The organism is Microcoleus sp. MON2_D5 (genome assembly GCF_036701905.1).
Taxonomy (GTDB): Bacteria; Cyanobacteriota; Cyanobacteriia; order Cyanobacteriales; family Microcoleaceae; genus Microcoleus.
Genome location: NZ_JAUBRM010000028.1, coordinates 10,969 through 36,890 on the forward strand (window position 1 = coordinate 10,969; position 25,922 = coordinate 36,890).

The window sequence follows — 25,922 nt, forward strand, 5'->3', positions numbered from 1 at the left end:
CTGCTACTTCTCGCACACGCGAATTATCGTGTGATTGAGCCCATTGTTTGAGAATGGGTAAGGTTTCTGGGTCATCTTTCCAAGTGGCGGCTACTGCTGCTACTGCTTGTCTGCGAATTTGATCAACTAGGTTGTGATATTCTAGAGATGTAGAACGAGTGAGATTTCCGTATTTAGTTAACTTTTTAACTTCATCGCGTAATTGACTAGCAATTCCATCAATAGTATTTCTATTCCTCACTTCATCCAAACACTTCGTGGCCAAAAACAGATTCCTAAACTTTTCCGCTTCCCCGTTCTGAGTCATTAAATACTCGATAATTTCCCCTGTGAACAGTTCATTAATCGAACCGGCAATCAGCCGCAGCACTTCGTGCCAAGACTCCTCTTGCCAGTGTTTACCAAACACCTTGGTTTTGAGATATTCCAGATCTATTTTGCGTTCTCTTTCAAATTGCCAAACAAAATCCGCCGCACAAAAATATTCCCAAAAAGTCCGGTGCACAAAAGCATAATAATCTGCACCCAAAAAGCACAAAATAAAATTGCGAGTCCGTAGTTGCTCGACAATCAACTTAGCTATCTTGGGAGAATCTTTGATTTTAATAACTTGCAAATAATCATCAATAATCTCTTGCAATCGTGGCGCGGCAATTAAATTTCCAGCTAAACCCCTAGCATTTGCTTGCATATCCGCCGCCACTAGCCGCAGCATAGCTTGTTTGTCTTTGAAGTCTATCACCACATCAAAACGTTCATCATTGAGAGCTTTATCCAAATCCCACTGTTGCAGCAAAACTCGCGAACATTGATGGTACAACTCTGCTCTATCTCTCGGCAATTCTTGATAGCGATTGAGAATCGCCATCATCGTTAACAACAAAGGATTTCCCGCCAATTCTCGAATAGCCTGAGATTCAGCAATCGCCCGACGCAGCCTTTCTTGCTTTTGAGCCCGGTCTTTTAGATTATTAAAAGTCAAATTATGCCATTTTTGCAGAAAATCTTTAATTTGCGAATCAGTCAAATCTTGTAGCATGAAGTGCCGAAACTTTGCGTCACGAAGCTGCTGCGGCTTGTAACCAATGATGCGAGAAGTCACCAACACTCGCACGCGGGGATATTTCATGGTAAAGTTAATAATCTCGCCAACAGCTTGCTCTCGTTGCTGCGGATCGAAGACTTCATCTAACCCATCAAAAATCACAAAAGCGCCGCCCGAAACTAGCCGTGCTTGCAATACTTCCCGCTCAATATTGCAGATTGAATTGCTAGCTTGATGGAAAAAATCCAGAAAATCCGTACACTGCTTGGAGTTGCAATCTTGCATATACTTCCGCAACTCAATCAGTAGTGGAATCGGCTGCGAAGTCAAATTTGGGACTGGTTGTTCAGCCCATAGAAGAGCGAGATACTGAACTAAACTCGACTTCCCAGAACCCGGATCTCCCAAGATTACTAAATAGGGGTAATTTTGTTTATCCTCTACTAATTCTAGTACAGAACGAGGAGCTGATTCAGCATAAACTTTTTTGTAGCGTTCCCAATTTTCGGGTAAAATATCTTCAGGATCTAGTTGATGGCTATCAATGAGTCGCTGTTGATAAGATTTGGGCAACTCATGAATTTGTGGCAGTGCTTCGCCAACTTCCCGCACATCTCGATCCACCAAAATATTCCACAATTGCGGTTGATAGCTGTAACGGGAAGTTTCAACTGTATCTAATAAAATATCTTCAGGATCTCGTTGATGGCTATCAATGAGTCGCTGTTGATAAGATTTGGGCAACTCATGAATTTGTGGCAGTGCTTCGCCAACTTCCCGCACATCTTGAGCCACAAAAATATTCCACAATTGCAGTTGATAGCTGTAACCGGAAGTTTCAACTGTATCTAATCTGAGATAACCGTAATTATTTTTAATTGCGTCGCGATACCGCAGCCAACTAATATCAGCAGTTTCTTCCTGTGTTACAGAACCTTTTGGCGCAGCGAGCAAATTTTGTAAAGCCAGGGATTTTTGCCCGAGTGCGAGTGCTTTGCGCCGATACCGTTTAGCTAATTGTTTCCAATCAAATTCATCAGGTAGCGGTAGTAGATGTAGAGTTTCCCAAGTCTGTGCTAACTGATGACTATCTGGGAATAGTTCAGCATTTTGAAAAGGCTTTCCCAATTCGGCGAGTACCGCTGGATGGCGAATAAATTGATCTAAAGAGTCAGTATATTGAATGACTTTCGTTTCTGATGCATCTGCATCTTCCAACTCTTGCTGTACCAGTAGCAAAAACTGTGTCAGCGATGCTAGGCAGGCTTGGATGAGGGTGTCTTGAGTTGAGTCTGCAATTTGAGCGTCATTTGTGGAGAAAAGTTTGACAACGAAATTATCGAGATTTTCGCGCATCAGTTTTTCCAGCAGAGTTTTGTAGAGAAACCCGACTGTATTTGTGGAAATTCCTGACATTGCTAGCAAATCCATAATGGATGCCTAATTCGTTCTGTCTTATTTTACCACAAATTTTAGCTCCTCCAAATCTCCCTTCATAAGTCCGAGAGTCCGAGAGGCAATGAATTCCCTGTCTCAAAGCTAAAGTCCTCTTAAGAAAACTGAAAAGAACACTTTTTCTCATTTATTCTCGTTCCTCGGCTGTGCCTAGGAATGTTTTCTTGTCCCCCCCTTGTGTTTTGGGGGGTTAGGGGGGATCTAGACTTTAATACAAACAAAAAAGACTTTCTGTTTAATGTTAAGTTGTCACTAAGCGGCACAACCTAGGAATGTTAAGCTAAAGGCTATTGCTGGTATTTTCCGATGATTGTCCTCGCCTGATTGCGAATATTATCACTCACATCAGCGTGACTATCCACCACAAATTGTAATTTTTCAATGAGCAGATTCTGCGTTTCTGGAACTTGGCGAAAATCCCTCATATCTTCACAACACTTAGCAGCTAGAAAAAGATTACTAAAATCTTTCGATGCTCCATCTTGAGCTAGCAAATACTCAATAATTTCTTTACCAAACGTGACATCAAGTTTCCCGACAATCAAACTCAGAACCTCATGCCAAGATGAATTATGCCAACGAGTACCAAAAATATCTTGTTTCAGTTCTTCAATGGTAATATTCCGTTTTTTCTCAAAAGCAACTACAAAATGCCAAGCACAGAAATATTCCAAAAAAGTCCGGTGAACAAATCCATAGGAATCACCGCCGAGAAAACACAAAATAAAACTTCGCGCTGTTAAAGCCTCTCGCAAATAATTAGCTATTAATGCAGGATCAGAAATTTTTTCATGTTGTAAATATTGAGTCAATGTCTGGTCTAAATCTTCCTGGCTGATGACTAAATTTGCCTTCAATGTGTCAGCACCATATTGCATTTGGTGAGCGACCAAGCGCAACATTTCCTGTTTTCTAGTATAATCAAGATATTTATTTACTAAAGGAGGTAACGGACTTCTGTCTTGCAAGTTTTTGCTGCCATCCCAACGCTGTAGCAATAATTCTGAAGCCCTTTCATATAAGGTAGCTCTATCTCTTGGTAGTTCCTCAAATCGGTTCAGAATTGCCATCATGGTGAGCAGCAAAGGATTTCCGGCTAATTCTCGAAAAGCTGAGGAATTATCAATTGAAACCAGGAGGCGATCGCGTTTTTGATTTCCTTCATCTGGGCAATCTTCAAAAGCCAATTTGTGCCATTGAGTGAGAAAAATTTTAATGTGCTCTATATCTAAGTCTTGCAACATGAACTCCCGAAAATTAGCATTTCGGAACCGTTGCCCCTGCTGTTCGTAACCAACAATGCGAGAGGTGACTAAAACTCGGGCTTTCTGATAGTCATTAGCAAAATTAATAATATCAGTAACTACATTTTCCCGTACTGCATCATCCAGCACCTCATCCAATCCATCAAACATCACAACAGTTTGATTATTTTTCAACCATTCAGCTAAATCGTGCTGATTGAGAGTACCGCCGCTAACTCCCGTTCCTTTATGAAGGTATTCTAAGAAACTGCACGGTGATTTTTCTTGATTTTCAATATAATTTCGCAATTCAATGAGTAAAGGCAATTCTTTGGAAGACAAAATGATTGATTGAGCACTCGCCCATTCTAATGCCTTAAACTGTGTTAGAGTAGACTTGCCAGAACCAGGACGACCGAGAATAACTGTATATTTGTAAGTTTGTTGACCGTCGTTGAGCAAATCTAAAACGGAAGGAAGAGGTTCTGTGCTATTCCTCTCTTCCTTGACCTTTTGAGGCACAAATATATTCCACAATTGCAGGCTGTAATGGCAACCGCTGGTATCTAAACTATCCAGCTTGAGTTTGCTGTAAGCTTTTATCAGTCCTTCTTGATAACGACTCAATTCAAAATCTGGTGAGATGGGAAGGCTTTGTTCGAGACTTTTTCTAATTACTGCCAAATTTTCTGAATCTAAAAGTTCCCGTAAATCCTTCGACTCCCCAAGGATAGCTTCTACTTTTCTAGAATAACGCTTGCCAACTTTTTGCCAGTTGAACTCATCAGGTAAACGCTGTAAATTGAGGTCATTCCATTTTCGTGCGAGTAATCCACAATCAAAAAAAGTTCCATCAGCAGCAGAAGTTGTTCCTAGTGCTTTACTGAAAGGTTGACCCAAAGTTTCTAATACGGATTTATCTTGCAGGAACTGGCTTAATGAATCTTGGTATTGCAGAATTGGAGGACGCTCAATTTGTGCATCATCATCTTCTGCATCTTCTAGTTTTTCCTGTACAATAAATAAAAATTCTGTAATTCCTTTCCCGAAAGCAACTTTCAATGGCTCTTCTTTCGCTAAACCTACCAAATCTTTAATAGAGGCTTTAAAAAAATCTTTTACATGGTCTTCTAATGCTGACTGCGCCAATTTAAGCAAAACTTCTTTGAAAATAAACCCAGCCAAGTTTGTTGCTCCCCACAATACTAACCACTCCATTGTCTGAGTCTCCCGCGCCTGGTTGCTTACATTCTCAGTATATAATATTCGAGGGGCGATCGCCTTTTCCCAACAAAACAGTGCTGGACTCCCTACCAAGCTATCAAGAAACCGGGTTTTTCATCAGTTAAAGGCTCGGATGCAGCGTTTTCGGAAAAAAACCCGCTTTCTGGGCTCCCTACCAACCTTCATAACCGGGTGTTTCATCAGTTAAAGGCTCTGATGCAATATTTGTAGAAAACACCCGTTTTCTGAGATCCCATGCGTAAATCCTATGTTAGTTAAAATAGCGAGCATCGGCGCTTCAAAGCTGCTTGCAAAAGAGTATTGTACAGTTTTTCCTTAACAGTATAAGCTCCGAATCTTTCCAAGTGCGGATTGTTCATTTGAGCGTCGAAAAGCAGATAAGATCGATCGCGCAATCTCTCCACTAACTTCACCATCGCCACCTTAGAACCCTCGGGAATTCGGTAAAACATCGACTCCCCAATAAACGCACCGCCGATCGACAATCCTAAAATACCGCCCGCCAATTCGTCGCCGCACCAAGTCTCGAAGCTGTAAGCCCAACCGGCCTCATACAAACCCCAGTAAATCTTCTTGAGCTCCTTAGAAATCCAAGTGGTTTCGCGATCGGCACAACCCTCAACCACCGCCCCAAAATCGCGGTTTACAGCCACCGAAAATCGATTTTGATTGATTTGGCGACGCAGGGATTTCGGATAGGTAAATCTTTCATCCAGGGGAATCAGCGCCCGCTGTCGGCTGGAATACCACCCCAAACTTTCCTCGCCGTCATTTGCCATCAAGAAATAGCCTTGCGCGTATCCTTGTATAATTGTCGGTATATCATATTGCATATATTTATCAGTTGTCATTTCTCAGTTAACTTTTCAAAGTCAACATTAGCAATTAGGAATAATCATGTCTGAAATCATTGAACCTATTACCTTACCGCCCGCGAAAAACCCCGAACAAGAAGGCCAATGGCTCCAACAAACGCTGCTGGCATGGCTAGACTCCGAGTTTATCCCAGAAGCAGCCAACCAGCAAATAGCTAAAAGAGCTGCCCAAATCTATGTCCGCCAGCGTATGGAAGGCGAAAACGACTTGGGCAGCCTCGTAATTGCGATCGTCACCGAAATGCAGGCCTATGATTTTTCTAAAAGCTTCTACGGCGAATTTGCGATCGCCAACGCCGTCAGCGACTTGTTACTCGAAAGTCTCGGCATCGATAAATGCTGTGGCCAGTGAAGCAAGAAGGAGAAAAATTTAACTCATAAGTCTGAAACAAAAATCAACCCCAAACCTAATCCTGCCGATTAATTGTGAGTTTTTTTCTTCTTCCTTCCTTCTTCCTTCTTCCTTCTTCCTTCTTCCTTCGTGCTACCAGCTAGACTTCACAACACCGGGCAAAAGACCTTCGTGAGCCATTTCTCGCATCATGTTGCGAGACAGTCCGAAGTCACGATAGTAACCTCTGGGCCGTCCAGTTGCCCAGCAGCGGTTCCGCAAGCGAGTCCGCGAACTGCTGCGGGGTAGCTGTTGCAGTTGGCGGTGAATCGCCATTTTGTCCATCTGATTGTTAGCTTGGTCAAACTGGTCTTTCAGGTCTTCCCGCTTGTCGGCGTACTTGTCTACGAGTCTCTGGCGCTTTTTCTCGCGCTCGACCATGCTCTTCTTAGCCATAATCTGTTGATATCCTTAGATTAATCACAATCTACTATTTTACTATATTTTTGTCTTTTTGGATAACTTTAGTTTTAAATATTTTTATTTACACCCAACAACTTATATCATTTGCAGGATGCCTCAGCTAATATTGTGCGATCGACAGTTGCTCTAATTCGAGCTGACGCACCCTAGGAACTACTCTTGGTTCTCGCCAAGAGTTTGTTGTGCAGCGTGTCGAATGTGGAGGATGCGAACTGCGGACACATCTTCACTTTCGGCAATAGTGAAAAGAATGCGGTATGAGTTGCGCCCTTTACCGTAAAGTAACTGCCTAATTTATTTACTGAAGTATTGATTTTCCCTGGCGATAGGACAGCGTTTTGGCATCGCTGATAAAGACTCGATCGCCTTCAACAATCCCTCATACCACTCCCTTGCTTTCTGTGGTGATGTCATCTGAGATAATAGCAGGAATGCACTATCCGCTTGTGCTTCTGCAACGCTATAATTTTCAATGAGATATGTCATCAGTTTGTTGGAAAACTGTACTTGGTGCGCTGTGATTTAGCAAATTCATCAAAAGAACGGAACCGTCCTAACTCAAAATCATTTAACCCCTCCTGAATACCCTCAATAGCTTCTTCAGAGTCTCGGGCTTCCCATTCTAATATCCGAGTTAGCAATTGGGCAGCAACAAGGCTAATATCTTGTCCTTCCCGAGTGGCTTTTTCACGAAGTAGTGCCTCTATTTCTGGACTGAGGGAAATCGCAATACTCATATACTTACTTCCTTAGCATTAAGCTGTTGACAATAATTATAGCAAACTCAAAAAACTATCTACCGATCGAGTTCATTTATAAACTCTTCATTTCAGCAATTGTAAGGTGCGTCAGATTCTATATTTTAATGCTAGTTGCTAGCCTCGGCACTGACGCACCCGTGCGTAATATTAGCAGAAGGACACAAATCTGCAAGTTCGCAAATATTGCAAACCGGATTTCTCGCATTACAAACTGCCCTGCCGTGATAAACCAACCGAATCGACCAATTTTCCCAATCCGGCTGCGGCAACAATATCATCAAATCCCGCTCGATCCTTGTAGGATCGGTATGTTCGGTCAATCCCAACCGCTGAGTCAAACGTTTGACGTGAGTGTCTACTGTCACGCCCATATTAATACCAAAAGCGTGAGCGAGAACGACATTAGCCGTTTTGCGGGCAACTCCCGGCAATTCTAGCAGCAGTTCCATCCGCTGCGGCACTTGATTGTTAAATTTATTGACGATCGCCTGACAAGCACCTTTAATGTTTTTAGACTTATTGCGGTAGAAACCAGTCGATCGCACCAGACTTTCCAATTCTTCTATATCAGCATTTGCCAAAGCAACCGCATCGGGAAAACGCTCAAACAAAGCCGGCGTTACCAAATTTACTCGATCGTCCGTACACTGAGCCGAGAGAATCGTCGCCACCAGCAACTGCACGGGAGTTTCGTAGTTGAGAGTACAAGGAGCTTCTGGATAGAGGCGTTTGAGGCGAATCAGAATTTCGAGCGATCGTTGTTTTAAACTTAACTTTTTAGGCATTAGTCAGTAGTCATTAGTCATTAGTCACTAATCAGTAGTCATTTGTTATTTGTTTTTAACTGGTTCCCAGGCACGACCAGGGAACCCATAACCAGAGGCTCTGCCTCGCTTGCGTAGCAAAAAAAGTAGAGGAAAAAATAGGAAAACGGAAAAGTAGACATAATTCTTCCTTCTTCCTTCTTCCTTCTTCCCTCTTTCTTCATTTACTATTGCATCAAAAATCGAAAATCTATCCCAGCCAAATTAGCTGTATCGCGAATAATCAAGAAAACTCCCAAACCCAGCAACAACACCAAACCCGTCTGCATAACATTTTCCTGAATGCGGTTCGGCAGAGGCGTACCCCGCAGTCCTTCTATTAACAGAAAAGCTAGCTGGCCGCCATCTAAAGCAGGTAAAGGCAAGATATTAATCACAGCCAAATTGATGCTAATTAGCACAGCATACTGAAACAAACTCGCAGCATCCGATTCGGCAATCCCTGCACCAATCGCCACAATCGCCACAGGCCCGGACAACTTGTCGGCAGTCTGGCTGAAATTGCTAAATAACTGCCCAAAACCTTGAACCGTCAGCACCACAATCCGCTCAAATTCTGTGGCGGCCTTGCTAAACGCCTCTACAATTCCGACTCTCTGCCGCACGACAGTGCCGTTATTAATTAGCTTCACGCCAATGCGACCTTTACCCTCGGGCGACAGTTCAGGAGTGACTGTCACCACAAATTTTTGTTCTTGGCGCTGAATTTCCAACGCTAGGGGTTGGTTGGGATTATGTTCGATTGCTGCGACCAATAATTTGCTTGCTTCGGCGGAAGCCCCCAATTCCTTGCCGTCAACAGACAGAACAACGTCGCCCGATCGAATTCCCGCTTGTTTCGCGGCCGAGCTGACTTCTGCGGCGACTTCCGGGACTTTAACTCCCGGTAGGTAGTTCATTTGTGCAGCGCCGACAGTGGTCAATTGCACCACCAGCAGGAAATAAGCAAAAATTAAGTTGGCAATTACCCCTGCACTAATGACGATCGCCCGATCGAGCACGGGGCGATTTTTGAGCAAATTCGGGTCATTTGGGGGAATTGTACTCTCGGGATCGTCGTCCGGGAAACCCACGAAACCTCCCAGGGGAAAGGCGCGGAGGGCATACTCAGTTTCCGGGCCTTGGTACTTCCAGAGGATGGGCCCGAAACCGATGGAGAAGCGGTTGACGTGGATGTGTTGAAGTCTCGCCGCCAAGAAGTGGCCGAGTTCGTGAACGACAATCAAGATACCTAAAACTGCGATCGCTGCCAAAACTGACATGAAGGATTCCACTAACACTTTTACTGGACTTTGATTTATTTTAATATCTTTTTAATATCAGTGGCTTCGGAGGGACAATTTTCAGTCAAACTGGAAGGTGGTGTTTTTGTCGGAAGTCCCGGGTGCTGCGATCGACCCGACGCTGCCAAACCGATCGCGCGATGATCGTACCTGAGTTTACCTCTAAAACCAATTCCCATTACCAATTCTCTATTACAAATTCCCCATTACCAATTCCCAGTTACCCATTCCCCATTATGAAAGACACTTCTTTGAATATTATCGCTATTTCTATCTTTGCCATCACCGTTTCAATATTGTTGGGGCCCCTATTCAACTTGCCAGAAGCCGTACCTGCGATCGCCACTTTTTGCCTGTTGGGGCTAGCCACCCTTGACAGTTTCCAATGGCAAGGTCAAGGCGGTACTATTTTATTAGATTGGCTGGGGGGAACTTCCAAACAAAAGCGCGATCGTATCCTTCACCACGAAGCCGGACACTTCCTAGTTGCCCACCTCTTGGGAATTCCCGTAACCAGCTACGCCCTCAGCGCTTGGGAAGCATTTAAACAAGGTCAAACAGCCCAAGGCGGCGTCCGATTTGAAGACGAACAATTAGCATCTCAACTCCAAAGTGGCACTCTTTCCGCCCAACTTTTAGACCAATACTGCACCGTGTGGATGGCCGGAATAGTCGCCGAAAAATTTGTTTACGGCAGTGCAGAAGGAGGAGCAGAAGACCGCACCAAAATTAGTGCAATATTAACACAACTGCGCCGTCCCAATTCCGAGATTCAACTCAAACAAAACTGGGGTTTGCTGCGAGCCAAAAACCTGATAGAAAGCCACAAATCAGCTTACGAAGCCCTAGTGGCCGCAATGGAAGAAAGAGCAACAGTTGCCGAATGCTGCGACATAATTCAGCAAAATTTATAGGAAAAAGGTTACGCACTCTTGCCTTATAAACCCGGTTTCTCTGTAGATTTATCACAACTCCCAAAAAAATGTATATAAACCGAGTTTAAGAGCGTATTATAGGGATTAAAAATTCATGTCAGAACCAAAAACTTTCCCAACAACACTGCAAACAGCGAACCCAAATACAGAAAAATTGTTGTGGCTGTTCGGTTTCCGGATCGACCCCAGCACCGAAATACCAAATCTATATACTCTAATTGTCTATGGAGAACAAGAGCCACCCTTGGTAGCCGGCGGTCAACTTGTATTTTTTACCCGTCCAGAACTAGCGATTAACGCTCTCCAATTGTGCAATATCGATGTCAGCGAAGTGGGAAAGCCACCCACACAAATAGACGCTATTTGCGACATTGCGGAAACGCTGTACTTGCTCGATGCCGAAGATTGTGACGAGTCAGCTACTATCCTCAACTGTTTGAACGCGCTTTTCGATTTAGTGAAAGCTACTTTAATACCGATGCCAACGGAATACAAGCGCATACTTTATGATTTTGCCGATCATTTGAATATTGAGGAAGAGTTTGCAAGTTTTTTAGACGCAGAAGATATTCAGCGATCGGAAATTGTCAATGCCATTTTGTGGTGTGTGGGAGCAATTACAGCTAAATCGAGATTGTTGACCGAGTAATTTAAGAAAAACTAGAATGTGAATCGATAATAGATAATATCGCCCAAGGAAATTGTGCCATGACTGTAACAGATTTACGCTTGTGGACTGTAGAGGAATATCGCCGCATGACCGAAACAGGCATTCTCAATCCCGATAAACGAGTCGAATTAATTGACGGGCAAATTATTTCAAGGAGTGCAAAAAATCCTCTCCACGCAGCAACTAATCTCTGTGCAGCCGACCATCTAAGAAGTCTGCTGGCAGGACTTGCTTTAATTCGCATCCAAGACCCGGTTACTCTAACTATAAATTCAGAACCAGAACCGGATATTGCTGTAGTGCAAATCGACCGCCGGCTGTACCAAGATTTTCATCCCGCACCGGACAATATTTTTTTATTAGTAGAAATAGCTGACACGACTTTAGAAACAGACCGCAAGCGAAAAGCACCGGCTTATGCTAAGGCGGGAATTACTGATTATTGGATACTTGATGTTAACACGCGACAAGTTTATGTTTTTCGCGAACCGGGCGAGGCAAACTACCGACAAGAAACAGTATTTAATGAAGATGATGTTTTGTCAATGCTGGCATTTCCCGAAATAGAAGTTCAGATTTCGCAACTTTTTCCTTAAGTAGGGGCAGGTTTTACTAAGAATAATTGCTTAAGACAAATAATCTCGTAAACCTGCCCCCACCAACCTATCAATTACCAATTACCCAATTTTCAGGGTCGTCCCGATCGCTACAAAAAACTTAGTATCAGGGCGTAGCGCGAGTTATACTCCTACTGGAAACACTGCGACTGCCCAAAAATTCCGAAATCAAAGTTTATGAGCAACACTTCCGGACCTCAACCAGCCGCCGACAACCCCGAAACAAAAAAACTCAGTTTTTCAACAAAATTAGCTTACGGTGCCGGCGACCTCGGCCCCGCAATTACTGCGAATGTTTTGGTATTTTTCCTGATGTATTTCTTTACCAACGTCGCCGGTTTGGCTGCGGGTACTGCTAGCAACATTTTGCTGATCGGCAAGGTTTGGGACGCCATAAATGACCCGATTGTGGGGGTTTTGAGCGATCGCACATCTCACCGCTGGGGCCGCCGATATCCTTGGATCGTATACGGGGCAATTCCTTTCGGCATTTTCTTCTTGTTGCAGTGGATTGTTCCCAGCAAAGATCCAACGATACTATTTTGGTACTATGTGGCGATCGGCATTTTGTTTAACACGGCCTACACCGCCGTCAACCTGCCTTACACCGCCCTCACCCCAGAATTAACCCAAGACTACAACGAACGCACTAGCCTTAACAGTTTCCGGTTTTCTTTCTCGATCGGCGGCAGCATTTTGTCACTAATTATAGCGCAAATTATCTTTGCAATAGTTAAAGATGACACCCAAAAATACTTAATCTTAGGCGCACTATGTGCAGTAATCTCAGTATTGCCTTTGTACTGGTGCTTTTTGGGAACCCGCAAACACGTACTCTCTCAATTGTCAGAAAATCCAGTAGCCGACAATTCAACCTCCTTGCCGGTGGGAGAACAGGTGCGGATTGCATTTAACAATCGCCCTTTTTTGTACGTAATTGGAATTTATCTCTGTTCTTGGCTGGGAGTGCAATTAACTGCTTCTATTTTGCCCTACTTTGTAATCGACTGGATGAAACTGCCTGCCGCAACTTTTACCCAAACTGCGATCGCAGTTCAAGGCACTGCACTCGCCATGTTATCTGTTTGGAGTAAAGTCAGCGAGCGATATGGCAAAAAAGCAGTTTATTTTATGGGCATGAGTTTGTGGATTATCGCACAAGCCGGACTATTTTTCCTGCAACCAGGACAAGTAGTCCAGATGTACCTGCTAGCAGTCATGGCAGGTGTCGGAGTTTCGACTGCTTATCTTATACCTTGGTCGATGATACCGGATGTCATTGAACTCGATGAGCTTCAAACAGGAGAAAGACGCGAAGGCGTGTTCTATTCGTTTATGGTGTTGTTGCAAAAAATCGGTTTGGCGCTCGGCTTGTGGTTAGTAGGACAAGCATTAGAAAGAGCTGGATTTCTCGCCACAATTCAGGGACAGGCTGCGCCAGTACAGCCGGATTCTGCCATGTTCGCCATTCGAGTTGCGATCGGGCCGCTGCCCACAATTGCTTTAATTGCTGGCATGATTATTACATATTTTTATCCCATAACCCGCGAAGTTCATGCAGAAATATTGCTGAAACTTCGAGAAAGGAAAGCACAAAATCAGTAACCGCTAATAAGGAGTAGTTGGTAATTAGTAAAATCAAAAAACAATAACTACCAATAGCTAATCCGAGCGAGATAAATAGCAATCCTCCCATCCTGTGCGAACTCTTTTTTTTGTTTGACAATGTGTCATCTTTTTATTGAATCCGTTAATTCAAAAAAAAGCCAGTTGCGCGTTTACCGAAAGGATTGCTATAGCTTGCTTGGAAGGCGAATAAAAGCGATAGTTTTAGTAAGAGTCCCGGCACCCAGAAACCTACTTTTTTTTACGGAGAAATATAAAGTGCGTAGCGCCATCCGCCCCGGTGGAAAGACCCAGAAGGCTTGAGTTGTTCGAGATGTCGATCGAGCTTGACAAAACAAATTATTAAATTTTATGTCTGTCGCGCACTATTGAGAGTAGTGTGTGATATAATGCAGGGGTGAGTAACTGTCTAAACTTCAACAGTCATCCAGCTACTCAAAAAGTTTATAATTAAAAGAAAAGACAGATTTTTATCGGAAATTAATTCGATTAGTTGCCGTTCCAAAAATTTCCTGAATGTTACTAATTATATCTACATGGAAAATGCCAAACGTTTTAGCCTGTCAGTTAATGAGTAAGTTAACATATGCTTCTGCCGTTGACTGCGAAGCGAAAAAGGTCATAGATTACAAAGCAATACCAGCGCAAGCGACGGCTGAGGTGTTACAGTCAATTGTAAAAGTTTGGTAAAGTTATGGCGCCCCTACCGCGAAGCTGAGCGACACCGGAAAAAGTTTGCTTCGTCGCCCGGAAACCCTACATACAAGCACAACGCAGCAGACCCAAATGCAGTCCGATACAACTCTCCAGAAGTTGTAAAATAACTTTTGCAGCCGGCACAGCATAGGGATTTAGTTATTTTTGTATACTAGGTGAAAAGAGTGAGAACTATTAGAAGGAATTGGGTTCGACCAACCAAGAATCTCGTGTGATATCCTTAAGCCAATGCTCAAAGTATCAACTAGAAGGCTCGCAGAACAAAGCTGATTTTACCCCCAAAATATGAAAGAGGTCAACATGGAAAGAGAACAGGACGCTCATATCGTACCCATTAGCAACCAGAGCCGACAGGTGCAGCAATTTTCCGTTGACGAGGGAGAAGAGTTAAGCGCGCAGCCTCAGAAAGGATTGAATGTAAAACCGTTGTTGAGGACTTTTCAGCGACAAGCCCTCATCATTATTGGGATTATGGGTCTAGTAGGCGTTGGAGCTTTTTATCAGATCAAGGGAGGCAAGAAAACATATCAAGGCGATTTTCGGATGCTAGTGGAACCAGTGACAACGGAGGCCAGAATTGCTGACCCCGCTGCCCTCGCCAATCGCAGCGAGGGGGGAGGAGTACCTAATCGAGATTTTTTTAGTTTGGACTACGCAACTCAACTTGAAATTCTCAAGAGTCCTCAGATGCTTTCTGCTATTGCCAAACAAGTCCAAAAACGATATCCAAAAGTTACCGAAAAATTTCTTGAAAAAGAATTAGTCGTTTTGCGGATGGGAGAAAATGAGATGACGCTCACTAAAATTTTGCAAGTTCGCTTCATGGGGGATGACCCTAAATTAGTTGAGTTCGTTTTACAAGAAACTAAAAAGAAATATTTAAAGTACAGTCTTGATGAACGCAAGACTCGGATTGGTGAAGGTGTTAAATTTATTGAAGACCAGCTTCCGGGACTCAATAAGCGCGTAAACAAGCTGAAATCGGAGTTACAGGTAATACAGCAGCAGCAACAGATTACCGATCCTAAAGAACAAGGCGCGCAATTGATCGAGCAAGTTCGCACTGTAGAAACTTTAGAGTTAGAAACTCAAAGGCTACTGCAAGAACAGAAAACGCTGTACGCTAACTTGCAAAAACAATTAGATTTTACACCCAATGAAGCTATTGCCGCTTCAGCTTTAAGCGAAGAACCTCAATATAAAGAGTTGCTGACCAAGGTTAAGGAAGTAGAAGGTCAGATTGCTGTAGAAACAGCTCGTTTTAAATCTGCTAACCCTATAGTGGAAGCTTTAGAGCGCAAGCGGGCCAATTTAGTAGCTTTGCTCAACCAGCAAACTGCTCGAATTTTGGGGCAAAATTTAGTAGGCACCCAAGCTAATTCTAAAGTTCAGAATTTTCAAAATTCTATTCGCATAGGCTTGATTAAACAATTGGTTGATACTGCTAACCAAGTTGAAGTCTTAGAAGCTCGCCTTCAAGCAATCACCCAAACTAAAAACAATCTAAACCGACAAGCAACAGAATTCCCCACCATAGCCCGGCGCTACAACGAACTGCAACAGCAATTAGAAGTAGCTGCCCGCACCCGCGATCAACTTTTAAGTCAGCGGGAAACTCTGCGCGTCCAAGCAGCTCAAAGCCAAGTACCTTGGGAAATAGTTTCTGAACCAGGCATACCGCGAGATGAGAAGGGCAAGTTGATTCCTGTTCCATCGAAAGCTAAAAACAAATTGGTGATGGCAGTTGTTGGGGCGCTAGTTTTGGGTCTGGGAACGGCTATCCTAATTGAAAAGTTACGCAATATTTTCTACTGTGCTGATGACGTTAAAGATGCGGTTGAAGCACCTTTATTGGGAGCAATTCCTCTTGACAAAAATGCTAGAAAATTGCCGCCTTCTATTGCTAAGGCCTATGCTTATCTTGAAGGAAAAGAGGGTAATAGGAAAAATGCTGCGGAATTTATAGAAGCTTTTGACTCTCTTTATACTAATATCCGCTTTCTTTCTTCAAATCGAACGATTAGCTCTTTGGCAATTGGTTCGGCTACAGTTGGCGAAGGCAAATCTACCATTGCTTTAAACTTAGCTCACGTGGCAGCGCTGGCGGGTCAGCGAGTGCTGTTAGTAGACGCCAATTTGCATTCCCCCAGCCTGCACTTGCTGTTGGAACTGCCTAATGTCAAGGGATTGAGCAACTTGCTCGATAATAAAAACGAACCCCATGAAATTATCCAACGATCGCATCTAGCAGATAATCTTTTTGTATTAACTGCCGGTCTCCCGGAGCCTGGTACTGCTAGACGGCTGGCATCATCTCAGATGCAGTATTTAATGGAAGAACTTCAGGCAAAATTTGACTTAGTTATCTACGATACGCCGCCGCTGGCGGACAGTAAAGATACGAATTTTTTAGCGGCGCGCACCGATGGCATACTGATGGTTGTAGCAATTAAGCAGGTTCCCTTTTCTGTAGTCAAAAAAGTTTTCAGTCAATTAGAAAATTTTGGCATACCATGCTTGGGCACAGTTGCGAATCATGCCACTAAACGCAAGAAGTATCCAGCATCTCGATCGTCAGTTGTTGAAGGTAAAAATGAATATTTGAATTTGGCACCAGCACCGTCTCGTATCCGCAAACTAGCTCCTAAAAAAGAGTGACACCCAAAAAAGCTGACCCCCAAAAAATGAATACAAGCCCCCGAAAGGAGTCATGGAACTCCTAAAATTTTAGACTCTTGTTCAAGCTCCCAGATTCGTCTGTGGAGTAAATCGAAAATCTAAAATCGTTCGACTGAGCGCGACTTGACTAAGCGCTCGCCGAACCTCTTAGGCAGAAGTCTAAGATCTAAAATCTAAAATTGACTGATGGCGGACTAATTTCCATCCGGGTTGGTAGGAAATGTGACGGTAAAATTAGTCCAGCCATTCCTGCTTTCAACCTCAATTTTTCCCTGCAACTGTTCGACAAGTTTTTGAACCAAAGCTAAACCCAAACCTGTACCTCCTTGTTTCCAAGGATCGGCGTTGGGAACTCGATAAAATTTCTCAAAAATTCGAGGCAATTCCTCTATGGAAATGGACGATTGATTGCTGAGTGTAAATTGGATTTCTGAAGCCACGGCACTTGCTTGTCGCGAATTTGTCCTTTGTCCTCCCTGTTCCCCGTCTCGGTTTTTGCACTCAACTTTCAGAAAAATTTCGCCGTCATTGGCAGTATATTTGCACGCATTGTTGAGGAGCTCGGCTAAAATTCGTCCCAAACTAGCGCGGTTGGAACTGATCGTGGGGAGGTGGCGATCGCACTCTACTCGCAAATCCTGGTGGCGGTCGTGGGCCCGGGTGTAAAACGGGTCGATAATAGTAGGCAGCCAGACTTCTAAGTTTACTGGTTCGAGGTCGATCGGACAAGTTGCGGCTTCGAGCCGCTGCAAATCTAGCAAAGCATTAATCAAATCTGTTTCTCTAGTACATTCTGTTTCTAAAATTTCTAGATAAATCTGGCGTCGATCTGGTGTGGGAGAAATTCTCAACATATGAATAGCCATTTTTATATTAGCTAAAGGCGTCCGCAATTCGTGAGAAACGGTGCTGAGAAATTCATCTTTGAGGACGTTTAAATGCTGGAGTTCGTGAACTTTTTGCTGCAATTCGGCGGTGCGTTCTTGGACTTGGCGTTCCAGGTCGGTGTTGAGATTTTGGACTTGCTGATAGAGTTGGGCTTGCTGAATGGCGATCGCGATTTGAGTTGCCAGTTGCAGCAGCAAATCCACTTCCGAAGGTTGCCACTGACGGGATTGGGAACACTGATGGACACACATCATCCCCCACAAATTGCCGTCTTGCAAAATTGGTACAATCAAATAAGCTTTGATTTGCGCTTGCTGGAACCGGGCATATTTTTCGGCGCTCAAACAGGCTTGGTCGAGATCCGGAACCGCATAAATTTCCTGTTCGATCACGGAAGCAGATTCTTGCCAAATATTATCCGGCATGATTTCTCCCAAGATTGAAGGCCAATTTTCGGCAACGGATTCTGCCACTACAATGCCGTAATTGCTGGACTCTAAATGCAGGATTGCTACTCGGTCAGCTTGCAAAACTTGGCGGACTTCATCGACGCTGGCGTTGAGAATTTCTTCGAGGTTTAAGGATTGGTGAATCCGCAAGGAAATGTGAGTTAACAACCGATCGCGCTGCAATTGTTCGTGGAGTTTTGCAGTCCGTTCCCGCACCTGCTGTTCCAGTTTGGCGTTGCGGCTTTGCAGCAGTTCCACTTTTTCGGCTTGCAGTTGATAAACCGACTGCTGCAACTGTTTGACAACTCGGTACATTTCGGTGGGGTCGAGGACTCTGAGCAAGCTGGTCTGAGTAATAATTCCCAACAGTTCTCCGCGCCCCCCGCACACGACCAACCGCTGCACTTGTTGCTGCTGCATTTCTTTGTGGGCCGTCCACAGGGAATCGGAAGGTTGAAGAAATTGCAGGGGAGTTCTCATGACTTTTTGAGCTGGGGTTTGCTCGAAATTTAGTTCGAGAAACTGTGCCTGCACGATGTCGTATTCGGTAACAATTCCCAGGGGTTGGTGAAAGGAATAGTGAAAAATGGAGGTATAGTCATCTTTGGGCTTCTCCATTGTTAATTCTTTGTTTTTTGTGATGACTACGCAACTGACTTGATGCTCAGACATCAGTTCGGTTATACTCTGCAGCGAGGCGGTGTGGGGTGCTGTAATTGGCGTAGTCATCAATTCTGCTACCCGCCGCAATTTGAGAATGTTTGAAGGCTGCAATACTTGGCGAATTCTTTCCCGCGTCAGCACTCCTACCAAGTGGCCCAATTGATTGACGATCGGCAAATAGCGAATCTTGTGCTGGCGAAATAAGGATAAAGCGGTAAACACGTCTTGGTCGTCGGATTCTGTGAGGGAGACCGAAACCGGGGACATCACTTCAGAAATGGGTATTTTGTGCAGGGCTACTTTGTGCTGGGTGTCTATTTTGCCAGAAGCTATCAGCCTCACTAAGTCGGCGGGAGTTAATATGCCCATTAACAGTCCGCGGCTGGGGCTATCGGATAAGTTCCCTGTGGTAATAGTCTGCTGGTTCTGCACGACGAGCACGCACCGGGCCCGCACCTTGTCCGGCGGGGAGGTTTCGGTCATCCCCCCCCGGTCTGAGGGTACAGGTGTTTTGACTAGGGGACAACTGTTTTGCAACTGACTCATCAAGGCGATCGCCGCTGCTAAGGAAGTTTCTGGCCCGGCAGTTAGGGGGTAGCGGTCGATCGCTTGTTCTAAGGCTGAGGAGTAAAAGGGCGGGTGGTAAAACGGCATAGTTGATTGCAGGTTGTCAGAGGGCGGCTAACTATCGGGCAAAGCCTTAGGGAACGGCAGAAACACCTCGCCTGTGCTTGGGATTTAAATAATAAACTTTCTCATTGATTATTTCCACGCAATCTGAGCTTTAGATTAATGGTGCCACTAATTCGCAATCTCACGGATCTCAAATCCTTGGGCGGTTTTTACTGCCTGCTTTTCTCCTGAGACTCTCCTATAATCAAAATAACCCGAATGTAAAGTTTTACTACAAGATTTATCCATAATGACAACTTTAAGCTTAGAGCAAATTGCAGCCAAGTTAGAAAGCGAAAATTCAGCCGATCGAATGGTGGCTTTGGCCAACTTGCGGAACGTGCCTGCTGCAGAGGCGGTGCCTTTGATTAAAAAGGTGTTGAACGACGAAAGTTTGCAAGTGCGATCGATGGCTGTGTTTGCTCTCGGGGTCAAACCGACAGCAGAGTGCTATCCTATTTTAGTCAAATTGCTAGAAACAGACCCGGATTACGGCATTCGCGCTGACGCTGCGGGTGCTTTGGGCTATCTGGAAGATATCAGAGCTTTTGACGCTTTGGTGCGGGCTTTTTACGAAGATACTCAATGGCTGGTGCGCTTCAGTGCTGCTGTTTCTCTGGGAAATCTCAAAGATCCCCGGGCTCGCGACGTACTGCTGAAAGCTCTCGACAGCGAGCAAGTGGTGATCCAGCAGGCGGCAATTTCGGCTTTGGGAGAAATTAAAGATCTTGGGGCGATCGATCGCATCCTCAATTTTGCTCAGTCGGAAGATTGGCTGATTCGCCAGAGGCTGGCTGAAGCTTTGGGCAATTTGCCGAGTGTTAAGAGCGTTTCGGCTTTGAAATACTTAGAAAAAGATAGGAATTTTCAAGTATCTAAGGCAGCAACAATTTCTCTCGATCGCCTGTCCAAAGCAGAAGCGTGACATAAAACTTTTAGTATGTTGAAAAACCCGGTTTATTGAATAAACCGGGTTAATCCGTATTTTAGCAATCTTAATAAAATTTATAGAGTATTCACTAAAACCCGAATGTATTATTTAAGCTGCAAGGCTAAATCGCAAGTTAAAATAGTTGTCAATCTCCTTTAACTCAAACTAACCATGAATCAAGCGCCCAATCCCTTTAACTCAAATCCCTCCAATCCCCTAGACCCCTTGGAGCAAGAAGTTGACGATCAAGGTGAAGCATTGCCGAGACAGTACCACCCGGCAACTAAAAAAACTCTGCAAAAAGTCTTTATTATCCTGGTTGTTGTCGGGGCAATTATTGGGGGAATTCTGTCTATAGGGGTGATTTCGCTGATGCAGAAAGCCGGACTCACTGATGTGCCTGCAAGGGTACAAAATCCTAAGTGAATCGGTGAATTGAGCGTACGGGAAGCGATCGCCGAGCCTTAATTATAATATCGTTCCATATCGTGTCCATGTTGCTGGCGCGAAATTAAGATGCGATCGCTCGCCTTCCCAAGAAATCTTAATATTTTCATTATTTTTTTTGATGCACCTGTGTCTATACAATCAAATTCGGTGCTGTAGCGGTCCGGGTCAAAAACAGTTTTAAATAAACCACACTTATTCTGAGTAAGAGAATGTTACTTATTGCCCTATTTATCGCCACGTTTTTTTTAGCATACTGCAATGGTGCTAATGATAATTTTAAAGGCGTGGCGACACTGTTTGGCAGTCAGACGACGAACTATAAAACAGCAATTGGTTGGGCAACTATCACAACATTTGCAGGTTCAATATTTTCTATTTTTTTAGCAGAAACGCTGGTAAAAAGCTTTTCGGGAAAAGGGCTAGTTCCAGACGAGATCGCCAATGGCACAGATTTTCATTTGGCAGTCGCGATCGCTGCGGGTTTAACCGTTATTCTTGCTACCTTAACTGGATTCCCTATTTCCACAACTCACGGTCTTACAGGTGCCTTGGGCGGTGCAGGTTTAGTAGCAATTGGTACTCAAGTTAATTTTACGGCATTGCATAAAAATTTTCTAATGCCTTTGTTGCTGAGCCCCATGATTGCGATTATATTAGGAGCTTTAATTTATGCGCTGTCTCGCTACCTGCGAGTTTATTTAGGAATCCAGAAAGAATGGTGTATTTGCGCTGGTCAAATTCAACAGATTATTCCCATTCCCCAGCCCGATGCAACTAACATACTTAAGTGCATCACAACCGCTGATGTCGCCGTCGATTCTCTAGATAAATGCACGCAAAGGTACCGGGGAAATTTCTTACAAATCCCCAGCCAAAAGTTAGTGGATGTTTGCCATTTTATGAGTGCGGGAATCGTCAGTTTTGCCAGAGGATTGAACGATACGCCGAAAATTGTTTCGCTCATGTTAGTCGGTCAATCAATATCAGTTCAGTGGGGAAGTTTGGCAGTAGCTTTGGGAATGGCGCTCGGCGGTTTATTGAATGCTAAAAAAGTTGCCGAAACCATGAGCAAAAAGCTGACAGCAATGAATACCGGTCAAGGGCTGGTGGCAAACTTAGTGACTGGATTTTTAGTTATTGTTGCCAGTCGTTATGGGCTTCCAGTTTCTACAACCCATGTTTCGGTAGGTTCAATTTTTGGTGTTGGATTGATTTCAAAAAAAGCTAATGTGCGCGTTTTCTATCAGATTCTACTATCATGGATTTTGACCTTGCCAATTGCTGCGGCAATCAGCGGCTGTGCTTACGGGGTGTTGCATCGGTAAAAAAAATTAATCGTTAGTCATAGAATAGAAAGAGTTCGCAGTTGATTCGGGATTGCCATCAAAGGATAACCCGATCAAATCTAACGGTAAAAACAAGAAATCGCAGTGGGAGTTTTTGAATAAAAATTTAAGGGTAATTTATGGTTAAAAATTCTACGATCGCGCAGCCTGTTGCAGATAAATCGATCGCTGCTGGCTTTCACGCTCTTTCCGACCCCCTGCGGATTCAAATTTTGGAGTTGCTGCGGGAACAGGAGTTGTGCGTGTGCGAATTGTGCGATCGACTTTCTGTCTCTCAGCCTAAACTCTCTTTCCACCTCAAAACCCTAAAAGAAGCCGGTTTAGTCCGCAGCCGCCAAGAAGGCCGCTGGATTTACTACAGCCTCAATTTGACGCAGTTTGTCGCCCTCGAACAGTACCTCGCCGAATACCGCCGCTTCAGCCAGATCCTGCCGGCGCGCCCCTGTTCCGACGCGGGTTAACCCATCAACATTTCTTAATCACTCAAATACTGATATGGCTTGTTTGATGATTGACATATCAATTTTTATTGATATGATGGGAGGGAACAAATTAGTTGAGAGCGATGGATGCAATAGCTCAGAGGTTAGCTTGTGCTCGGCCCGATTGCAGGCGAGAGGCGATCGCCGAATTTCTAGGTACATTTATTTTGGTTTTTGCAGGCACCGGCGCGGTGATGGTTAACAAAACTAGCGCTGGTTCCGTAACTCATTTAGGCGTCAGTTTTGTATTTGGTGCAGTAGTATGTGCCATGATTTACGCGATCGGACACATCAGCGGTGCACACTTTAATCCTGCCGTAACTTTAGGGTTTTGGGCGAGCGGTTTTTTCCCAAAATATAAAGTTTTGCCTTACGTTTTAGCGCAGTGTGCGGGTGCAATCGCAGCTTCTCAACTGCTGCTAATTACTTTAGGTGAAGTAGCAAATCTAGGTGCAACTATCCCTCTTAATGGTCACTGGTTGCAGTCTCTAATTTTAGAAACTGTTTTGACCTTTATCTTAATGTTTGTTATCCTCGGTTCGGGACTAGATAGACGCGCTCACATCGGCTTTGCCGGGATAGCAATTGGGTTAACTGTAGGGTTAGAAGCTGCATTTATGGGGCCAATTACCGGAGCGAGTATGAATCCAGCACGCTCTCTCGGCCCGGCTTTAGTGGGCGGCATTTGGGAACACCACTGGGTTTACTGGGTTGCTCCTATCTGGGGAGCACAATTAGCAGTCGCAGTTTATCGGGAAATATCTAACGGATTTCGGGATTTTAATTGAAAGTATCATGACAAGTTTTACGCACAAACCGAGAATTCTGTTTTTATACGGCTCGTTACGAGAGCGTTCTTACAGCCGCTTGTTGGCGGAAGAATCGGCGAGAATTATTGAGGATTTGGGTGCAGAAGTTCGATTTTTCAATCCTCTTGAATTGCCGATTTACGGCAGCGTTCCCGATACTCATCCGAAGGTTCAAGAGTTGCGGGAATTGAGCCTGTGGTCGGAGGGTCAAGTGTGGTCTAGTCCAGAAATGCACGGCAATATTACCGGCATTATGAAAAATCAAATTGACTGGATTCCTTTAAGCATTGGGGCTGTCAGACCGACTCAAGGTCGAACTTTGGCGGTGATGCAAGTTAGCGGTGGTTCGCAATCTTTTAATGCTGTCAATACTTTGAGAATTTTGGGCCGGTGGATGCGGATGTTTACGATTCCGAATCAGTCTTCGGTTGCGAAAGCTTATCAGGAGTTTAATGACGATGGGACGATGAAGGATTCGCCTTATCGCGATCGCGCGATCGACGTGATGGAGGAACTGTACAAGTTTACCCTGCTGTTGCGGGAGCAAGCCGACTATTTGACCGATCGCTACAGCGAACGCAAGGAACAAGCCGCTAAAGAGGCGATCGCACTAGCAAATCGCGCCCTTGAATTACCGGGCGCTTAGAAACCGCTGGAACCCCGACAACAACCCATAACCCACAACTCGCAACTAACAACCAACAAAAAGCATGAAAAAAGTAATGTTTGTTTGCAAAAGAAACTCCTGCAGATCGCAAATGGCAGAAGGATTCGCTAAAACCATCGGAGCCGGAAAGATTGGAGTCACCAGTTCCGGGTTAGAATCAAGCAGAGTTCATCCGACAGCAATTCAAGTCATGTCAGAAATCGGCATTGACATCACAGATCAAACATCAAACCCCTTAAGCGAATTCAATGCAGAAGACTACGATGCAGTAATTTCTTTGTGCGGCTGCGGCGTGAATTTACCCGAAGCGTGGGTATTGCGAGAAGTGTTTGAAGATTGGCAACTCGACGACCCCGACGGACAACCCATAGAAACTTTTCACCGCGTTCGAGATGAAATTAAAGCACGAGTTGAAACATTAGTTGACTCTCTCAAGTAAGATTAAGTAGACGGGCGGGCATCCTGCCCACCCCACAAGAAAATTAACTTTTGTGGAACAGGCCGGAAAGCCTGTTCTTAAGAATGGTGCAAGATGTGAGTTTCAATTAACTTTGTTGCCAATCATTCAAATTAGTCGCTGTCGCATCCAAAGAATTAGTGCTAAATTATGAGAGGCGTTCCGCCGGAACGCCTCTACATTCGTTGCGAGCAAAGACCAAAAGGTTAGCACATGATTCAGACAGCAGTCACGCCTTTCAAAAACAAAATTAACTCAGCTTTAACTAAAAAGCAGATTACAGTTTTACAAATTAATCTCGGCAAACGCTGCAACCTCGCTTGCACTCACTGCCACGTAGAAGCTAGCCCGAAACGAACAGAAGAACTTTCCCCGGAAATTTGCGACCAATTAATTGAAATCATTCGTCGCTTTCCTCAAATTAAAACTGTTGACCTCACCGGCGGTGCTCCCGAAATGCTTTACGGTTTTAAACCGCTAGCGGAAGCTGCCAGGGCGGCAGGTAAAGAGGTAATTGTTCGTTCTAATTTGACGATTTACTTTGAAAAAGGTTTTGAAGATATTCCCGAATATTGCGCGCAGCACCAACTCAGAATTGTGGCGTCGCTTCCCTGCTACCAAGCTGACAATGTGGACAAAATGCGCGGCAACGGTGTTTTTGACAGTTCGATTCGGGCGCTGCAAAAGCTAAATCAGTTGGGATACGGGAAAAACCCAAATTTAATTGTAGATTTGGTGTACAATCCACAAGTGCCGACAACAGACAAGTTTTCGCTAACACCGGAACAAGGCAAGTTAGAGCAAGATTACAAGATTTATTTAGCCGAAAAGTTTGGGATTTGTTTTAATCAATTGTTCGCGATTACTAATTTGCCGGTGGGACGGACTAAGTTTCATTTGGAACATAAGAAACTGCACAAGCCTTATCTCGGGTTTTTGGAGGAGAATTTTAACCCCGGTACTCTGGAACATTTAATGTGCCGTAACGAATTGTCGATCGACTATTTGGGCAATGTCTACGACTGCGATTTTAACCAAATGGAAAATTTGCCCGCGAAAACTGGCAGCGGGGAAAAGATAACTGTTGCTAAATTGCTCGAATCTGGCAGTTTAGATGTGATTCAAGAGGTGCAAACTGCTGCTTATTGTTATGGCTGTACGGCGGGTTGCGGTTCTAGCTGCGGCGGTACTTTGATTTGAGAAGGAAGAAGGAAGAAGGAAGAAGGAAGAAGGAAGAAACTATGCTCTTGGGCCCGATTCCCGATTCCCGATTCCCGATTCCCGATTCCCCATGCTTTTGGGCCCAATGCCCCATGCC

General features: G+C 44.3%; 24 protein-coding genes. 14 read left to right on the top strand and 10 right to left on the bottom strand.

Translation table 11 applies throughout. The annotated features are described in order from the left end of the window. The 3 genes from QUA47_RS12245 to aat all read right to left on the bottom strand — a co-directional run. The coding region (locus QUA47_RS12245) for an NACHT domain-containing protein (RefSeq protein WP_333430943.1) at positions 1-2,476 on the bottom strand (2,476 nt) is incomplete at its 3' end. A 311-nt stretch (positions 2,477-2,787) separates the two neighbouring features. Continuing rightward, a complete protein-coding gene (locus QUA47_RS12250; RefSeq protein WP_333430944.1) occupies positions 2,788-4,962 on the bottom strand; it encodes an NACHT domain-containing protein in 2,175 nt (724 codons plus the stop codon). A gap of 281 nt (positions 4,963-5,243) precedes the next feature. Continuing rightward, entirely contained in the window at positions 5,244-5,840 is a 597-nt protein-coding gene (aat, locus tag QUA47_RS12255) for a leucyl/phenylalanyl-tRNA--protein transferase (RefSeq protein WP_445242358.1), read from the bottom strand. A 46-nt stretch (positions 5,841-5,886) separates the two neighbouring features. On the opposite strand from aat, the gene QUA47_RS12260 reads away from it, so the two are divergent. Continuing rightward, the gene (locus QUA47_RS12260; RefSeq protein ID WP_333049991.1) at positions 5,887-6,216 is read left to right on the top strand and encodes a hypothetical protein; all 330 of its coding nucleotides are present in this window, start codon (positions 5,887-5,889) and stop codon (positions 6,214-6,216) included. A 132-nt stretch (positions 6,217-6,348) separates the two neighbouring features. On the opposite strand, the gene rpsN is transcribed toward QUA47_RS12260, so the two are convergent. The 6 genes from rpsN to QUA47_RS12290 form a co-directional block, all read right to left on the bottom strand. Next, complete coding sequence (gene rpsN / locus QUA47_RS12265) at positions 6,349-6,651, bottom strand: 30S ribosomal protein S14 (RefSeq protein WP_006633844.1); 303 nt, start codon at positions 6,649-6,651, stop codon at positions 6,349-6,351. Between the two features lie 321 nt (positions 6,652-6,972). Next, the gene (locus QUA47_RS12270; RefSeq protein WP_333430945.1) at positions 6,973-7,164 is read right to left on the bottom strand and encodes a hypothetical protein; all 192 of its coding nucleotides are present in this window, start codon (positions 7,162-7,164) and stop codon (positions 6,973-6,975) included. Continuing rightward, on the bottom strand, positions 7,164-7,415 hold the full coding sequence (locus QUA47_RS12275) for a hypothetical protein (protein ID WP_333221125.1): 252 nt from the start codon (positions 7,413-7,415) through the stop codon (positions 7,164-7,166). Before QUA47_RS12275 ends, QUA47_RS12270 begins: the two co-directional genes overlap by 1 nt. A 131-nt stretch (positions 7,416-7,546) precedes the next feature. Then, positions 7,547-8,224 (bottom strand): endonuclease III, encoded by a 678-nt coding sequence (nth, locus tag QUA47_RS12280; protein WP_333430946.1) that lies wholly within the window; start codon positions 8,222-8,224, stop codon positions 7,547-7,549. 206 nt (positions 8,225-8,430) lie between these two features. Next, complete coding sequence (gene rseP, locus QUA47_RS12285; RefSeq protein ID WP_333405632.1) at positions 8,431-9,525, bottom strand: RIP metalloprotease RseP; 1,095 nt, start codon at positions 9,523-9,525, stop codon at positions 8,431-8,433. A 35-nt stretch (positions 9,526-9,560) separates the two neighbouring features. After that, positions 9,561-9,725, bottom strand: a complete 165-nt coding sequence (locus QUA47_RS12290; RefSeq protein ID WP_333430947.1) for a hypothetical protein — start codon at positions 9,723-9,725, stop codon at positions 9,561-9,563. A 57-nt stretch (positions 9,726-9,782) separates the two neighbouring features. On the opposite strand from QUA47_RS12290, the gene QUA47_RS12295 reads away from it, so the two are divergent. From QUA47_RS12295 to QUA47_RS12315, 5 genes are all read left to right on the top strand, one after another. Further along, the gene (locus tag QUA47_RS12295; RefSeq protein ID WP_333430948.1) at positions 9,783-10,460 is read left to right on the top strand and encodes an ATP-dependent Zn protease; all 678 of its coding nucleotides are present in this window, start codon (positions 9,783-9,785) and stop codon (positions 10,458-10,460) included. A 115-nt stretch (positions 10,461-10,575) separates the two neighbouring features. Then, the gene (locus tag QUA47_RS12300; protein ID WP_190663009.1) at positions 10,576-11,130 is read left to right on the top strand and encodes a hypothetical protein; all 555 of its coding nucleotides are present in this window, start codon (positions 10,576-10,578) and stop codon (positions 11,128-11,130) included. Positions 11,131-11,189: 59 nt separating this feature from the next. Further along, positions 11,190-11,747 (top strand): Uma2 family endonuclease, encoded by a 558-nt coding sequence (locus QUA47_RS12305; protein WP_333430949.1) that lies wholly within the window; start codon positions 11,190-11,192, stop codon positions 11,745-11,747. 198 nt (positions 11,748-11,945) lie between these two features. Further along, a complete protein-coding gene (locus QUA47_RS12310; protein WP_333430950.1) occupies positions 11,946-13,373 on the top strand; it encodes an MFS transporter in 1,428 nt (475 codons plus the stop codon). A 1,038-nt stretch (positions 13,374-14,411) separates the two neighbouring features. Then, complete coding sequence (locus QUA47_RS12315) at positions 14,412-16,769, top strand: polysaccharide biosynthesis tyrosine autokinase (protein WP_333430951.1); 2,358 nt, start codon at positions 14,412-14,414, stop codon at positions 16,767-16,769. Between the two features lie 215 nt (positions 16,770-16,984). Here QUA47_RS12315 and QUA47_RS12320 read toward each other — a convergent pair whose 3' ends face one another. Then, a complete protein-coding gene (locus QUA47_RS12320) occupies positions 16,985-19,444 on the bottom strand; it encodes a CBS domain-containing protein (RefSeq protein ID WP_333430952.1) in 2,460 nt (819 codons plus the stop codon). A 268-nt stretch (positions 19,445-19,712) separates the two neighbouring features. On the opposite strand from QUA47_RS12320, the gene QUA47_RS12325 reads away from it, so the two are divergent. The 8 genes from QUA47_RS12325 (at position 19,713) to arsS (ending at position 25,804) form a co-directional block, all read left to right on the top strand. After that, positions 19,713-20,387 carry a HEAT repeat domain-containing protein gene (locus tag QUA47_RS12325; protein WP_333430953.1) on the top strand — a complete coding sequence of 225 codons (675 nt, stop codon included), beginning with the start codon at positions 19,713-19,715 and terminating at the stop codon, positions 20,385-20,387. A gap of 177 nt (positions 20,388-20,564) precedes the next feature. Next, positions 20,565-20,819 carry a hypothetical protein gene (locus QUA47_RS12330; RefSeq protein WP_006633832.1) on the top strand — a complete coding sequence of 85 codons (255 nt, stop codon included), beginning with the start codon at positions 20,565-20,567 and terminating at the stop codon, positions 20,817-20,819. A 233-nt stretch (positions 20,820-21,052) separates the two neighbouring features. Then, positions 21,053-22,168, top strand: a complete 1,116-nt coding sequence (locus tag QUA47_RS12335; RefSeq protein WP_333430954.1) for an inorganic phosphate transporter — start codon at positions 21,053-21,055, stop codon at positions 22,166-22,168. A 140-nt stretch (positions 22,169-22,308) separates the two neighbouring features. Next, entirely contained in the window at positions 22,309-22,650 is a 342-nt protein-coding gene (locus QUA47_RS12340) for a metalloregulator ArsR/SmtB family transcription factor (protein WP_333430955.1), read from the top strand. 104 nt (positions 22,651-22,754) lie between these two features. Continuing rightward, entirely contained in the window at positions 22,755-23,459 is a 705-nt protein-coding gene (locus tag QUA47_RS12345; protein ID WP_333430956.1) for an MIP/aquaporin family protein, read from the top strand. Between the two features lie 7 nt (positions 23,460-23,466). Next, positions 23,467-24,126 (top strand): arsenical resistance protein ArsH, encoded by a 660-nt coding sequence (gene arsH, locus QUA47_RS12350; RefSeq protein ID WP_333430957.1) that lies wholly within the window; start codon positions 23,467-23,469, stop codon positions 24,124-24,126. A gap of 64 nt (positions 24,127-24,190) precedes the next feature. Further along, positions 24,191-24,586 carry an arsenate reductase, glutathione/glutaredoxin type gene (arsC, locus tag QUA47_RS12355; protein WP_006633827.1) on the top strand — a complete coding sequence of 132 codons (396 nt, stop codon included), beginning with the start codon at positions 24,191-24,193 and terminating at the stop codon, positions 24,584-24,586. A gap of 231 nt (positions 24,587-24,817) precedes the next feature. Then, positions 24,818-25,804 carry an arsenosugar biosynthesis radical SAM (seleno)protein ArsS gene (gene arsS / locus QUA47_RS12360; protein ID WP_333430958.1) on the top strand — a complete coding sequence of 329 codons (987 nt, stop codon included), beginning with the start codon at positions 24,818-24,820 and terminating at the stop codon, positions 25,802-25,804. Positions 25,805-25,922: the final 118 nt, after the last annotated feature.